Source organism: Mesorhizobium sp. M2A.F.Ca.ET.043.05.1.1 (assembly GCF_003952445.1).
Lineage (GTDB): Bacteria > Pseudomonadota > Alphaproteobacteria > Rhizobiales > Rhizobiaceae > Mesorhizobium.
In genome coordinates this window covers 2281039-2296413 of sequence record NZ_CP034446.1, presented here as the reverse complement: position 1 = coordinate 2296413, position 15375 = coordinate 2281039, and the positions used below count along the sequence as shown (strand labels likewise).

The 15375-nt window shown below is 62.1% G+C and carries 8 protein-coding genes; 7 read left to right on the top strand and 1 reads right to left on the bottom strand.

Annotated elements, in window-relative coordinates:
• Positions 1-163: 163 nt before the first annotated feature.
• From EJ069_RS11100 to EJ069_RS11075, 6 genes are all read left to right on the top strand, one after another.
• Positions 164-1498, top strand: coding sequence for a pitrilysin family protein (locus EJ069_RS11100; protein ID WP_245456501.1), 1335 nt, complete (start codon positions 164-166; stop codon positions 1496-1498).
• Entirely contained in the window at positions 1495-2352 is an 858-nt protein-coding gene (locus tag EJ069_RS11095) for a patatin-like phospholipase family protein (protein ID WP_126061314.1), read from the top strand. The genes EJ069_RS11100 and EJ069_RS11095 overlap by 4 nt, the downstream gene beginning before the upstream one ends.
• Positions 2353-2910: 558 nt before the next feature.
• On the top strand, positions 2911-4953 hold the full coding sequence (locus tag EJ069_RS11090; protein WP_245456500.1) for a type I secretion system permease/ATPase: 2043 nt from the start codon (positions 2911-2913) through the stop codon (positions 4951-4953).
• Position 4954: 1 nt separating this feature from the next.
• A complete protein-coding gene (locus tag EJ069_RS11085) occupies positions 4955-6256 on the top strand; it encodes an HlyD family type I secretion periplasmic adaptor subunit (RefSeq protein ID WP_126061313.1) in 1302 nt (433 codons plus the stop codon).
• 73 nt (positions 6257-6329) lie between these two features.
• Entirely contained in the window at positions 6330-8846 is a 2517-nt protein-coding gene (locus EJ069_RS11080; RefSeq protein ID WP_126061312.1) for an SdrD B-like domain-containing protein, read from the top strand.
• Positions 8843-10900, top strand: coding sequence for a hypothetical protein (locus tag EJ069_RS11075; RefSeq protein WP_126061311.1), 2058 nt, complete (start codon positions 8843-8845; stop codon positions 10898-10900). The genes EJ069_RS11080 and EJ069_RS11075 overlap by 4 nt, the downstream gene beginning before the upstream one ends.
• Positions 10901-11100: 200 nt before the next feature.
• Here the strand turns inward: EJ069_RS11075 and EJ069_RS11070 are convergent, their stop codons facing one another.
• Positions 11101-12357, bottom strand: coding sequence for an outer membrane beta-barrel protein (locus EJ069_RS11070; protein ID WP_126064687.1), 1257 nt, complete (start codon positions 12355-12357; stop codon positions 11101-11103).
• A gap of 671 nt (positions 12358-13028) precedes the next feature.
• Here EJ069_RS11070 and EJ069_RS11060 point away from each other — a divergent pair.
• Positions 13029-15062: an ATP-binding protein gene (locus tag EJ069_RS11060; RefSeq protein ID WP_189476280.1), complete on the top strand. Its 2034-nt coding sequence runs from the start codon at positions 13029-13031 to the stop codon at positions 15060-15062.
• Positions 15063-15375: the final 313 nt, after the last annotated feature.

Below are 15375 nucleotides of genomic sequence, written 5' to 3'. Positions count from 1 at the left end.
AGGACGGGGCGAGACCCGTGGCTCGCCCCCAGGTGGTGGCCGAGCGAAGCTCGGACGGATGAGGGGTGTTCCACCTTGGCTGGGATGGCGATCTGTCACCCACCCCTCAACCGTCTCGGCGCTGCGCGCCGATCCACCTTCTCCCACAAGGGGAGAAGGAAAAATGTATCGCGCCGTCGCCACGCTTTGCTTTGCCCTGTTCTTCCTGCTCCTGCCGGCGCTTGCCGCCCGCGCGGAGATGAACATCCAGGAGGTGAAGTCGAAAAAGGGCATCACCGCCTGGCTGGTGGAGGACCATTCGATCCCGCTGATCGCCATCCGCTTCGTCTTCGATGGCGGCAGCGCGCAGGATCCGGCCGGCAAGGAGGGCTTGGTCAACCTGATGACCGGCCTGTTCGACGAAGGCGCCGGCGACCTCGACAGCGACGCCTTCCAGCAGAAGCTCGACGATGCCGGCGCCGAGATGAGTTTTCAGGCTGCGCGCGACGGCACCTACGGCTCGATGCGTATGCTGTCCGAGCAGAAGGACGAGGCTTTTGGCCTGCTGAAACTGGCGGTGAACAGCCCGCGTTTCGACCAGGCGCCGATCGACCGTATCCGCGCCCAGGTGCTCTCCGGCATTCTCGCCAATGAGCGCGATCCGAACACGGTGGCGCAGCAGCGCTGGCTGCGCGCCATTTACGGCGAGCATCCCTATTCGCGTTCCGACCAGGGGACGAAGGGCAGCCTGACCACCATCACCGCGGATGACATCAGGGCCTTCCACAAGGCCAATTTCGCCCGCGGCGGCCTGCATGTGGCGGTGGTCGGCGACATCGACGCCGCGACACTGGGCAACAAGCTGGACGACGTCTTCGGCGATCTGCCTGAAAAGCAGGCGCTGGCTCCGGTGTCGGATGTCACGCCAAAGCTGGGGCAGCAACTCGAGGTGAACTACGACTTGCCGCAGACCTCGCTGCAGCTCGCCTGGCCGGGCGTGAAACGCAGCGATCCCGATTTCTTTGCCATCGTCCTGATGAACGAGATCCTGGGTGGCTCGACCTTCACCTCCCGGCTCTTTTCGGAGGTGCGCGAGAAGCGCGGCCTTGCCTATGGCGTCAGTTCCGATCTGGTCGACAACGAGCATTCCCACGCGCTGCTGGTGACGACGGCGACGCGCTCCGACCGCGCCGCCGAAACGCTTTCGATCGTGCGCCAGGTGGTGAAGGATATGGCCGAGAACGGCCCCACCGAGGAAGAGCTCGCGGCGATCAAGAAATACATGATCGGCGCTTACGCCATCAACAATCTGGATTCCTCCGCCTCCATTGCCGCGACGCTGGTCGAGCTGCAGGTCGACAATCTCGGCATCGACTATATGAAGCGCCGCGCCGCGCTCATCAACGCGGTGACGCTGGCCGACGTCAAGGCGGCGGCGAAGAAGCTTCTGTCGGCCGATCCCGCCGTGATGGTCATCGGCCCGCCGCTGGTTCAGGTGGCGGGAGGCGGCAAGGGATGAGCCCGACCTTCGGGGTGGCTTTCGGCGGCGGCGGCGCGCGCGGTCTCGCGCATATCCACATCATCGAGGCGCTCGATGAGCTTGGCATCACGCCGGTGGCGATCGCCGGCTCGTCGATCGGCTCCATCATGGGAGCCGGCATGGCGTCGGGCATGACGGGCGCCGAGATCCACGGCTATGCCCGATCGATCCTCGGCAGCCGCGCCGAAGTGGCGGCGCGCATGTGGCGCTCGCGGCCGGGCACGATCGCGGAGGCCATGCAAGGCGGCATCCGCGTAGGCCAGTTCAACATCGAGCGCATCCTGAAGGCCTTCCTGCCTGAGCCGATCCCGCGGACGTTCGACGCGCTGAAGATCCCGCTCAAGGTGACGGCGACCGATTATTTCGGCCACAAGCTGGCGGTGCTCGCCGAGGGTGAATTGCATTCCGCGCTCGCCGCCTCGGCAGCCATCCCTGCGGTGTTCCGTCCGGTGGTGCGCAATGGCTGCCTGCTGATCGACGGCGGCATCTACAACCCCGTCCCCTTCGATCTCCTCGAAAAGGATGCCGACATCATCATCGCGATCGACGTGGTCGGAGCGCCGAGCGATGCCGAGCGCAAGCACCCGACCACGGTCGACCTGATGTACGGCGCCTCGCAATTGATGATGCAGTCGATCATCGCCAACAAGCTGCAGCAGTCGAGGCCCGACATCCTGATCCGCCCGAAAGTCTCGAAGTACCGCGTGCTCGATTTCCTGAAGATCGAGGCGCTGATGGCCGATACGGCAGAGATCAAGGACGAATTGAAGCGCGCCGTCGAGAAGGCGGTCGCCAGGCATGGCGGCAAGCACGGGAAGAAGAAGGTTGTCTGAGGGTTCCCCCGGCCGCGCCCCTTCAGGTCCTCGCGATGGCGACCTAGGTCCGACAACCGAAGTCCGATAGATTGGCGCATAGGTCTTTGGTTGCGCTGGACCTAAGAATAACACGAAGTATTCTTTATGCTGAGTGGCCGCCTTTTATGCATGGATTTGAGGCATGTCATAAACACTTCATGGAGTTGCCCGTTGACGCACGCCCCGGTAGAGTTAATAATCTGCTAATAAAGAGTAGCGTGAAAAGCCTCCTGACCGGCAACAACGAGTTACGGCGCTACTGGGGTAGGAATAGCATTGCGGCATTTTCGCCGCCGTCGCCGTCATCCTTGATCAGTAAGCCGTCGAGAGCCGCCACTCGCCGGCCTGAGCAGTTGGTGCGGCTTGCTCGACGTTATGCGAATCCCCCCTCTACGGAGTAGGCGCTGATCTCAGCGCTCTTGGCACGGGTGTTTGGGCTGCCTTGCGCGGCCATCCTGCCAACGGCGGCAACTGACGCGCCCAGGATGTGAAAGGCGTGTCGTGGCTGTGGGGTTCGGTAACGCGTCGCTCAGGTTGATGGGCACAACCTTTCGTTCGGCGCAGGCGAAGGTGCGGCTTGTCGGCCTGATCCTCGTGGCTTGCGTTGCCATGTTTCTCCTCTTCGGCTCCGGCCGGCATGCATCGATAGGCTCGATGCTCGTCGCGGCGGCGATGGCGGCTTTCGGTTGCCTGGCCATGTTCCGCGCCCGCGGCGACGTCGTGCAAGCCGCGGCGCAAAGCGTCGTCGACGCCGCACATTCTCGCACAGGGACACGCAGCAAACCTTCGACGAGAGCGACCGGCCGTCGGCCCGCCGGCTCCGCTCGTTCGGAACTCGCTGCCGCACTTGCCAGCTGCCGGTCCGCCTTCGTCTCCGTTGGCCTGTTCAGCGGCATGCTCAACGTGCTGACGCTGGCGGGCTCGCTCTACATGCTCGAGGTCTATGACCGCGTGCTGCCGAGCCGCAGCCTGCCGACCCTCGTCGGCATTTCGATCCTGCTCGTCATCCTCTATTGCGGGCAGGCCTTTCTCGATTTCGTACGCGCGCGGGTTCTGGTGCGGATCGGCGGCGCCCTCGACGAAGCTCTTGGTCATCGTGTCTATACCTCGATGCTGAGATTGCCGCTGAAGGCAGGGCGCCAGGGCGACAGCCTGCAGCCGATGCGCGATCTCGACAGCGTGCGCGGCTTCCTGTCCGGCATGGGCCCGACGGCGCTGTTCGACCTGCCATGGATGCCGATCTATCTGGTCATCATCTTCATGTTCCACTGGGTGCTTGGCGTGACGGCGCTGCTCGGGGCGGCCGTGCTGGTCGTGCTGACCCTGCTTGCCGAGCGGCTGACCCGGCAACCGGTATCGGCCGCCACCTCGAGCGGGAATCGCCGCGGCGGGCTGATCACGGCGGGCACTCGCAATGCTGAAGTGGTCGCCGCCATGGGCATGGCTGGCGGGCTGGCGTCGCGCTGGCGAGATGCCAACCTCGAATTCATTGCCGACCAGCGCAAGGTGAGCGACGTTGCCGGCAGCTTCGGTTCGGTATCGAAAGTGCTGCGCATGCTGCTGCAGTCGTCGATGCTCGGCATCGGCGCCTGGCTGGTTATCGAGGAGCAGGCGACGGCGGGCGTCATCATCGCCGCTTCTATCCTCAGCGGCCGCGCGCTCGCGCCAGTCGATCTTGCGATTGCCAACTGGAAAGGTTTCGTGAGCGCCCGCCAGGGCTGGCAACGGTTGGCCAAAGTGCTGGCGGCCATGCCCGCCGAGACCGAGCCGCTGCAGCTGCCGGCGCCGAACGCCAACGTGACAATGCAGAATGCGATGATCGCGGCTCCGGGGGTGCAGCGGCTGCTGGTCCAGGACGCCAGCTTCGCCATGGAGGCCGGCCATGGGCTCGGCATCATCGGTCCGAGCGGCTCGGGAAAGTCCACCCTGGTGAGGGCTCTCGTTGGGGCCTGGCAGCCTGTCGGCGGCCGCGTCAAGCTTGACGGCGCCGATCTCGACCAGTGGTCGTCACAAGAGCGCGGCCGCCATATCGGCTACCTGCCGCAGGACGTGGAGCTGTTTGCCGGCACGGTTGCCGAAAACATCTCCCGCTTCGAACCGGAAACCGACGCTGACGCGATCATCGCCGCAGCCAAGGCGGCCGGCGCGCATGACTTGATCGTCAGCTTCCGCCAGGGCTACGAGACCGAGATCGGCGAGCATGGAGAAGCGCTTTCGGCCGGCCAGCGCCAGCGCATCGCGCTCGCCCGCGCGCTGTATCGCGATCCGTTCCTCGTCGTGCTCGACGAACCGAACTCCAACCTGGACATGGATGGCGAGCAGGCACTGATCCGCGCGATGCTCGGCGTTCGCGAGCGCGGCGGCGTGGTGGTGATTGTCGCCCATCGTCCGAACGTGCTGGCCGCCGTCGATTTCATCATGGCGATGAACCAGGGGCGCGTGCACGAATTCGGACCGAAGGACGAGGTTTTCGCCAAGATGTTCCCGATGCTGCGGCCGGTCCCTTCAGGGAACCAGCCGCCGAAGGCGGCGGAAGGCCCCCGCATGGCTGCCGCAAACGGAACCGGGGGAGGGAACTGACATGGCAGTGTCGAGCGCCTCGCACGCGTCGATCCGCTTCTACACGAGGCTTGGGCTTGGAGCCGTGCTGCTGCTTGCCGGAGGCGTCGGCGGCTGGGCTTCGGTCACAGAGATCGCCGGCGCGGTGATCGCCCCCGGCACGCTCGTCGTCGATTCCCACGTCAAGAACGTGCAGCATGCGATCGGTGGCATCGTTGCCGAGATCGATGCCCACGACGGCGACAAGGTGAAAGCCGGCGACCTTCTGCTGCGTCTCGACCGCACCGTGCCGGCCGCCAATCTCGCGGTGGTGAGCAAGGCGCTCGACCAGCTCACGGCGCGCAAGGCCCGGCTCGATGCGGAGCGCCAGGGGAGCGATTCCATCGTTTTTCCGCGTGAGCTTCTGGACCGCGTCGCCGATCCTGACGTCGCCGAGGCTGTGGCCGGCGAAAAGCAGCACTTCGAGACCCGGCGCACCTCCCGTGCCGGCCAGAAAAGCCAGCTTGGGGAACGCATCGCCCAGCTCGAGAAGGAGATAGCCGGAGACGTCGCGCAGGCCGATGCCAAGGGCAAGGAGATCAAGCTGGAGCAAAAGGAGCTCGCTTCGGTGCGCGCGCTTTGGGCCAAGAAGCTCATTTCCATCGATCGCCTGACGCAGACCGAGCGCGAAGCCACCCGCCTCGACGGCGAGCGCGGCCAGCTCATCGCCGCCCAGGCGCAGGCCGAGGGGAAGATCGCCGAGATCAAGCTGCAGATCATCCAGATCGATCTCGACCTCAGCACCGAAGTGAACAAGGACCTGCGCGATGTCGACGGCCAGATGAGCGAGCTCCTGGAACGCAAGGTCGCCGCCGAGGACCAGCTGAAGCGGGTCGACATCCGCGCGCCGCAGGACGGTGTCGTGCAGCAGTCGATCGCCTATACGGTCGGCGGCGTGGTGAAACCGGGCGAGACGATCATGCAGGTCGTGCCCGACAATGACAGCCTTGCGGTGGAAGCCAGGATCGCGCCCAGCGACATCGACAAGCTATGGGCCGGCCAGTCGGCCTCACTGCGCTTTTCCGCATTCAACACGCGCACCACGCCGCAGATCGACGGCGTGGTCGAGCGGACCTCGCCCGACATCGCCACCGATCAGCGCACCGGCGTCAGCTACTACACCGTGCGCATCAGGACGACCGCCGCCCAGGTTGCACGCCTCGGCGACGTCAAGCTGGTCCCCGGCATGCCGGTGGAATCCTTCATCAAGACCGAGGACCGTTCGGTGATGTCCTATCTGGTGAAGCCGTTGCAGGACCAGATCACCCGAGCCTTCAGACAGTAAGCCCCGCCTGGAGCGGGAAAATGGAAACAGCAGATACGGAACGCAACCGCAGTCAAATTCAAGGGGAAACGTCATGGCCGACATTACGGACAATCTGACAGGTGATCCGCTCACGGTAACCGATCCCACGACGACCGGAAGCATCGACCCCGTCGCGCCGCCTGCAATCTCGCTTGATCAGGCGGATGCGGATTACGCGCCCGGCGAGACGGTGGGAATCACGACCACCAATGTCTCGGACGGCGGCACGTTCACCTTCGAGGTCGCTCATCTCAGCGCCGGCGCTGATGGCGTCCTCGGCACTGCGGACGATGTGCTCTCATATGATCTCACGGGAACCGGCACGCCCTGGACCGTCACCGACGGCGGCGCCGGCGATCTCGACGGCGTCGTCAACGGATCGATCCAGACGTCGTGGTACGTCAATGCCGATGCGGCAAACCAGGCTTTCGTGCTGACGGCCACTGATGAGGCGACCGGCGCCTCCGCGACGGCAAACTTCACCGACGCGCCGAAGCCGCCGCCGCCGCTAAATCCGCCAACCTACGATCTGACCTTTGCCAATACCGTAACGATCAATGGCGCCATCTTTTCCTCTTCGGATGTCGCAACCGGTGCGGGAACGGGTTTGCTCGATCCTTTCGTCCGAATTTCGCAACAAGGCAACAACACGTCGGAACAGGGGTATAACACTGACGCCAGTGTTAAAGTGCTCGATGATACCACTCAGGGTGGTAGTCAGTATGTTCACGCGGTGAACATTTCCGATATTCCGATTCAATTTATAAACGGCGTCGGCTACTATCGATTTGATCTCGACATCAACGAGTCCAACACTTCAACTTCCCAGAACCTTTCCCTGGATTCGCTCCAGATCTGGCAGGCCAGCGTCGGGAATTTGAGTGATTACGACCCCGGAGCAGCCCCGGACCAGAGCACCGGCGCGTTCCCCGCAGGGGACAACGCTTCGCTGATCTACAACATGGATGCCGGCGGCGACAAATTCGTCGGGCTGAACGGCAACCTCCAGCCAGGCAGCGGCAACACCACCGATATGTCGTTGCTGGTTCCGGTCAGTTCCTTCGATCCGAGCAAGCCCTATATCTATCTCTATTCGGCGATGGGCTACCAGGACGGCACCTATCAAGGTCCTACGGAATCGGCGCAGAGCACCTGGACCTCTGAGTCCGGCTTCGAAGAGTGGAATCGCCAGATCGGCCAGGTGATCGACGGTCACAAGTTCAACGACCTGAACGCAGACGGTGTTTGGGAGGCCGGGGAGCCGGCTCTCGCCGGCTGGACGATCTATATCGACGCCAACAACAACAACACGCTAGACGCGGGCGAGCCCTTCGCGGTCACCGACGCGAACGGGTATTATAAATTCACCGTCACGCCCGGCACCTACACGATCCGCGAGCAGCCGCAAGCGGGATGGACGCAGGATGCGCCGAACAATGCCCAGGGTGAGTTCGCCATCACGGTGGCGGCCGGTCAGAACAGCCACAACAACGACTTCGGCAATTTCCAACTGGGCTCGATCTCGGGCCACAAATATCTCGACGCCGATGGCAGCCTGGCGACGACCGGTGACCGGACTGCGGTGCAAGGCTGGACGATCACGCTTTACAACGACGCCAACCACAACAACGTCGCCGATGCCGGCGAGCAGGTGGCGCAGACGACGACCGACGTCAACGGCCTCTACCAGTTCACCGGTCTGGTGCCCGGGGACTATCTGATCAAGGAACAGGACCAGGCGGGTTGGACGCATCTGAGTCCGGTCACGATCAACCAGGACAATCTCACCTCCGGCCAGAACCTGACGAACCAAGACTTCATCAACACGCAGCTCGGCTCGATCTCGGGCCACAAATATGTCGACGCTGACGGCAGCCTGGCGACGACCGGCGACGAGACTGGGGTGAGCGGCTGGACAATCACGCTCTACAATGACGCCAACCACAACAACGTCGCCGATGCCGGCGAGCAGGTGGCGCAGACGACGACCGATGGCAGCGGCGCCTACCAGTTCACCGGGCTGGCGCCTGGCGACTACATCATCAAGGAAGAGAACAAGGCGGGCTGGACGCATCTGAGCCCGGTGCAGATCAACCAGAACAGCCTGACCGCCGGCAAGGACCTGACCAACCAGGATTTTGTCAACTTCAAGCTGTTCGAGATCTCCGGCCACAAGTTCGAGGACGTGAACGGCGACGACGGCACGCCCGGCAACACCGGCGACGACAAGCCATGGGAAGGCGTGACCATCTTCATCGACGCCAACAACAACCAGACGCTGGACAATGGCGAGCTGCAGACGACCACGGACGCCAACGGCTTCTGGCAGTTCACCGGGCTCGACGCCAGCTATGCCGGCGACAAGGTCTACGAGGTGCTGCCGGGCGGCTCGGTGCAGACGCTGGGCAGCGCCGGTTACACCATCACCGGCACTTCCGGCGCCGACCAGGACGATCTCGACTTCGCCAACTTCAAGCTGTTCGAGATCTCCGGCCACAAGTTCGAGGACGTCAACGGCGACGACGGCACGCCCGGCAACACCGCGACGACAAGCCATGGGAAGGCGTGACCATCTTCATCGACGCCAACAACAACCAGACGCTGGACAATGGCGAGCTGCAGACGACCACGGACGCCAACGGCTTCTGGCAGTTCACCGGGCTCGACGCCAGCTATGCCGGCGACAAGGTCTACGAGGTGCTGCCGGGCGGCTCGGTGCAGACGCTGGGCAGCGCCGGTTACACCATCACCGGCACTTCCGGCGCCGACCAGGACGATCTCGACTTCGCCAACTTCAAGCTGTTCGAGATCTCCGGCCACAAGTTCGAGGACGTGAACGGCGACGACGGCACGCCCGGCAACACCGGCGACGACAAGCCATGGGAAGGCGTGACCATCTTCATCGACGCCAACAACAACCAGACGCTGGACAATGGCGAGCTGCAGACGACCACGGACGCCAACGGCTTCTGGCAGTTCACCGGGCTCGACGCCAGCTATGCCGGCGACAAGGTCTACGAGGTGCTGCCGGGCGGCTCGGTGCAGACGCTGGGCAGCGCCGGTTACACCATCACCGGCACTTCCGGCGCCGACCAGGACGATCTCGACTTCGCCAACTTCAAGCTGTTCGAGATCTCCGGCCACAAGTTCGAGGACGTCAACGGCGACGACGGCACGCCCGGCAACACCTCCGACGACAAGCCGTGGGAAGGCGTGACCATCTTCATCGACGCCAACAACAACCAGACGCTGGACAATGGCGAGCTGCAGACGACCACGGACGCCAACGGCTTCTGGCAGTTCACCGGGCTCGACGCCAGCTATGCCGGCGACAAGGTCTACGAGGTGCTGCCGGGCGGCTCGGTGCAGACGCTGGGCAGCGCCGGTTACACCATCACCGGCACTTCCGGCGCCGACCAGGACGATCTCGACTTCGCCAACTTCAAGCTGTTCGAGATCTCCGGCCACAAGTTCGAGGACGTCAACGGCGACGACGGCACGCCCGGCAACACCTCCGACGACAAGCCGTGGGAAGGCGTGACCATCTTCATCGACGCCAACAACAACCAGACGCTGGACAATGGCGAGCTGCAGACGACCACGGACGCCAACGGCTTCTGGCAGTTCACCGGGCTCGACGCCAGCTATGCCGGCGACAAGGTCTACGAGGTGCTGCCGGGCGGCTCGGTGCAGACGCTGGGCAGCGCCGGTTACACCATCACCGGCACTTCCGGCGCCGACCAGGACGATCTCGACTTCGCCAACTTCAAATTCTTCTCGGTCTCGGGCACCAAGTACGAGGACCTTACCGGCAACGGCAAGACCGGCGACGACATTCCATGGTCGCACGATCCTGTGACCATCTACATCGACATCAACGACAACCACGTGTTTGACGCCGGCGACCTTTCGACGACGACGGGGGCCGGCGGTGCCTGGTCGATCGGCGGTCTCACGCTGGACGATGTCGGGAAGAGCATCTACGAAGTGGTGCCGGACGGCTCCGAGCAGACCGGCATCCTCGTGCAGACGGTCGACAACCCCGGCAGCGGCGGCGTTGACATCGGCAACGACTTCACCAACTTCCTGCCACCGCCGGGCCAAGGCTTGACGCCTGGCTTCTGGAAGAACCACATCGATATCTTGAATCAGGAGCTGGGCGAGTACCATTCGGGCTGGACCTCCAAGACCTCCTTTGAGGAGATCTTCGAGTTCCAGAACCTCAACATTATCTCTGGAAATCCCTCGATCGCGGATGCGTTGGCAGCCAAGGGTGGCGGCATCCATCACCTCGAACGCTCCTCGGCGGCGGCGTATCTCTCGGCTGCCGTCACCGCCGTGCCCGACGGCCTCGGCGGTAAACCGGAGCTCAATTTCAGCTTCTCCGCGGCGACCAGTTCGGACCCGGCCATCATCTCCATTCTCAATCTGATCGATGCGAACCACGATCACACGCTGCAACCGATCGAGGTGGCTGGTGCGGTGCGGGACGTCCTTAACGACACCAACGCCCCGACCTCCAACTTCGGCGAGACCGGTCAACCCGGGATCAACGATGTCGCCAACGCCTTCGATGCGATGAACAACCAGCTGCATCCGGACGCTAGCGTCTTCCTCGTCTAACAAGCTGCGCGCTGACCTCGCGCAAACAGCGATGGGGGCACCTTGCCCCCCAATTGTTCTGCGTCGTTGCCGGGCAAATGGCGCGGTCGATCAGTCCGGCGCCGGTAAGCTGGCGGGCGACGCGCAGGTTCTGCCGGGACAATATGAAAAGAAAAGCCCGCCAATCGGCGGGCTTTCCTGCTCTGGCTGGAGGCCTTTGCTTAGTTGAACTTGTACTTGGCGTCGATGCGCACGGTGTGGAAGGACGGCGTCGAGGTCACAAGCCCGCTCGGGATCGGGAATTCGTCCGAAAAATCTTCCTTGGCGAACTGCGAGTAGCGGTATTCGATGCCGACGGTCATCTTGTCCGACACAGCCGTTTCCAGGCCCGCGCCGACCGAGAAGCCGCTGGAGCCCCAATCGACGTCGAGCGGTGCCGGAGCATCGAGCTTGAAGTGCTGCCAGCTGTAGCCGGCGAGCGCATAGGCCAGCGTCGCCTCGTTGACCTTCATGCCGATGCGGCCGAGCACGTCGAAACCATAATCGGTGTTGAGACTGATCGAATCGACACCGCCACCCAGAAGCCCGCCCAGCTCGAGCTTCGACTTGATGCCGGAGAGGCGCGCGTCCAAGAGTCCGCCGATCACCCAGCTGCCCATGTCCTGGTCGTAGCCGATGCTGGCTTCGCCGAACACGCCTTCGCCGCCCAGGCCGTTGACCTTCACATCAGCCGGCGGAACTTCGATCTGATGCACCACCGCGCCGGCGCCGAGTCCGCCGCCGACATAGAAGCCGGTCCAGTTGTAGGTCGGCGTCTCGAAGCTGGCGGCGCCGCCGTCATTGGCGTTGAAGCGGTAGCTGGCGGCCACTTCGAAGGTGTGGCGCGAGGTGTCGAGATTGAGCGCGCCATCCGGCAGCCCAAACTGGGAAAGCAGATTGTCCTTGGTGCCGAAGCGGGTGTAGCGATACTCGCCCTTCAGCGTCCAGTTGCTGTTGATCGCAGTTTCGACACCGGCGCCGACGAAGTAGCCACCCTGATCCCAATCCATGCCAAACCCGGCATTGGTGTCGAGCTTGTACTTCTGCCAGGCATAGCCGCCCAGCACATAGCCCAGCGTGCTCGGCGTCAGCAGGTAGCCGGCGCGCACGCCGACGTCGAAGCCGTAGGTTTCCTTGAGGTCGGCGCTGAGGCCGCCCAGGGCGCCCACATCAAGCGACGTCTTGATCGTGCCGACATGGGCGTCGATCAGGCCGCCAAGCAGAAAGCGCTGCGAGACCATGTAGTCGTAGCCCACGGTCGCCTGGCCGTAGATGCCTTCGCCGCCGATACCGTTGAGCGAGGCTCCCGGGAGGAAATCGCTGCTCAGCTTGTGCACATTGGCGCCGGCGCCGACGCCAAAGCCGACATAGACGCCGCTCCAGTTGAAGCCGGGAGCCGCCTGCTCCTGGACAACGTCGGCGGCATGCGCGGCCGACATCAAGGCAACGGCCGAAACAGCGCCCAGCAGAACGGATTTCGCGGAAACACGAAGAAGAAGCATAGCCCATAACCCCAATTTAAAACCGCCGCGTTTCTAGCAGGGGTTGTCGAGATTCGTAGTAGCAGAAATGCAACACCCGAGGATCGAACTGCCCAATTCCTGGGCAGCTTTCCGCAGGACTCGGCGGTTCCGGCAAAAATCCACCCAAAAAAGGTCAGTTTGGTTGCAGAGGCCGTGAGGCTGGTCGATTTGCCACGGGACTCGATGGGCGAGGACCTTGACCTGGCGCCTGGTGGTCGCTGTTCCTATTGCCGCTGGCGCGAGCTTGGCGCCGACGGCGACGCCGGGTTCCGAGCCTGGCGCATGCGCGTCCCCAACGAGCACCTGCGCCACTCGATCGCGACTCGCTGGTGGCACTGCTCGCGCATAACGGCTTCGACTGCGTGACCCTGAACGGGTTCGAGGACGGGATTAGGCTGAGTCCTGGGGAGGTGGGGCCGAATATTCTGTCGGGCTTTTAGGAGGCGGTAGGCGGGTTTCCGCCCGGCCCAACCAGCCCCCTAGGCGGCCTTCTAGGGGAAGGCCAGTCGTCGTCCAACGTTCCGGCTTGTCACGGGCCAAGGCATATGCTCCTTATACAATAATCGCTGCAGTCTTGGGGGAACATCTTGACGTCGCTAAAATCAAATATCGTGAAGCGCATTGAGCGTCTGCCGAAGCCAACCAACGTTGCCGGGGCAATGCAGCCATTATTCGAAGCTGTCAGTAATGCAATACACTCAACGCAGTTCAAGTTTGATGATGCTGTAACGGAGAAGGGGAAAATTACAGTCACGGTGTCGATTGATAGGAAAAAGGGAGACCCGTGGGCTGCCGTGGAAGATAACGGCGTAGGTCTGGACGCTCGCAACTTCGAGGCCTTCACCACCACCGACACAGACAATAAAATCACGATTGGTGGAAAGGGAGTGGGGCGGCTCCTGTGGCTTGATTGTTTTGAAAACGTTGAAGTGAACAGCGTGTTTCGGGAAAATGGCCGCCTATCTCGTCGCACGTTCTCGTTCGTGCTCAGTCAAGAAGACCAGATCAAAGACCTTGAGGTGGTCAATGCCCCAGAGGCCACCGAGACGATGTTCCACGTCAAATTTCAAGGGTTAAGGGACAACGGATATCGCGCCAAGTTTCCCGGGCGAGATAGCTACGTTTTCCAGCACTTCACCTCTCACTTTCTCCCCACATTCATCGGGGGCCGTAGCCCCAAGATCACGGTGATCTGTGGAGACGAATCGCGCGAGTACCCAGAGGCGATGGCGAGCATCGTTCACCGCCGGACGTCAGAGATCCCAATTTTGACCGAAGAATATGGCGAGCTCAAGCTGACGTTGCTTGAGTGCGATAAGGTTGCCAGTTCCGATCTTAAAGGCACGCACTTCGTCCACTTCATTGCTCATGACCGAACCGTGCAATCTCAATGCGTTGATGGGAAGCTTGGACTTAAATACTTCGGCGGTGACGATAACCGCGTCTTCCACGCGATTCTTACGGGTAAATACCTGGACGAGAATGTTAATCAGGAGCGCACTGCCTTCATGTTTGAAGATGCGGTGTTGGATCGGATAATCAACGTCCTGTGGCCGCACGTGGAAACCTTCTTGGCCGAGCCACTCGCCAAATTAAGCGGGGCACAGCGGGCTAAGATCGACGCTATCACGGAGTCCTACCCTTCGGTTGCGTACGGGAGCACGGACGAGCTTCAAGCGAAACTTCCGGCCGGCGAACTTAACGAAGACGCGATATACGCGCACCTATCCCGCGAGCGTTTCCGCCGTGACCAGCGGCAGGGTGAGAAGATACGCGGCGTACTTCATCGTCTCCGGGGAGGGGTCGCAAAGGTTGAAGATTTCTACAAGGCCATTGAAGAGGCCCGTGACGCGATAGAGGACGCCGAGCAAAAAAGTTTGGCTGAATATGTTGTCCGTAGAAAGGTTGTCCTGGACTTTATCGAGGTGCTTTTGGAGAAGGTCCGAGACGACACGCGGGATAGTTCATACCAGCGAGAGGACATCCTCCATTCGATGATATGCCCCGTAAGAATTAACACGCTTGAGGGTGACGGGCGAAAGGTCGAGCCGGTCGCTTCACATGATTTGTGGATCATAGACGAGCGGCTTACGTTCGCTCAGTATTTCAGTTCGGACACTGAATTCTCCGTTCTTACCAAAGGCGTACAGAGCGATGAAAGGCCAGACATTCTCATTTTCGATCACGTGCATGGCCTGATGCAGACCGACGATCCCTCCAAGGTGCTCCTCTTTGAGTTAAAAAGGCCGGGAAGGACGAGTTACGACGACAATGAAAACCCGCAGATGCAAATTGAGCGCTATGTAAAGCAGCTACTTGCGGGAGGGCGAATCGATGCGAAAGGCCGACCAATTAAGCTCGGATCTGACACTGTAATCTATTGCTATATCGTGGCCGATATCGTCGGAAAACTAGATGAGTGGACCTATTCTTGGCAACGGACCGCAGATGGGCGCGGCCGCATCTTGCAACCGAGGTTTGGCTTTAACGGCATCATTGAACTGATCGGTTGGGATGATCTGCTTGCCGATGCCAAGGCCCGGAACAGGGCATTCTTCGAGTATGCAGGCATCTCAGGGAAAAGCTTCTTCAGTGACAGAACGCTGGACGAAGTAGCGTAACGGTTGAGTACTGAGTGGACAAATCGCCGGCTCGCTGTCTCGCCACCCGCCGCTTGTAAGACCGTGGGCTGAACGTCCGTCGTTGTTTCTCACACGCCAAGGGTTGCTAATCGCTACCAACGCGCCCGGTCATTCCAGAGCTGGTCGCGATGAATGGTTCTGGCGCAGGGCGGCGATGGACGTCCCCCCTTGCCAACCTCCCCGCCTTCCCCTACTCTCTCCCCCTGAGAAAACCTTTTCCCAACCCGCCCTGCGCCCACTGACCTCACCCGTCATCACCCCGTAGGACAATAAGAGAAAACCTTTTCCCAAC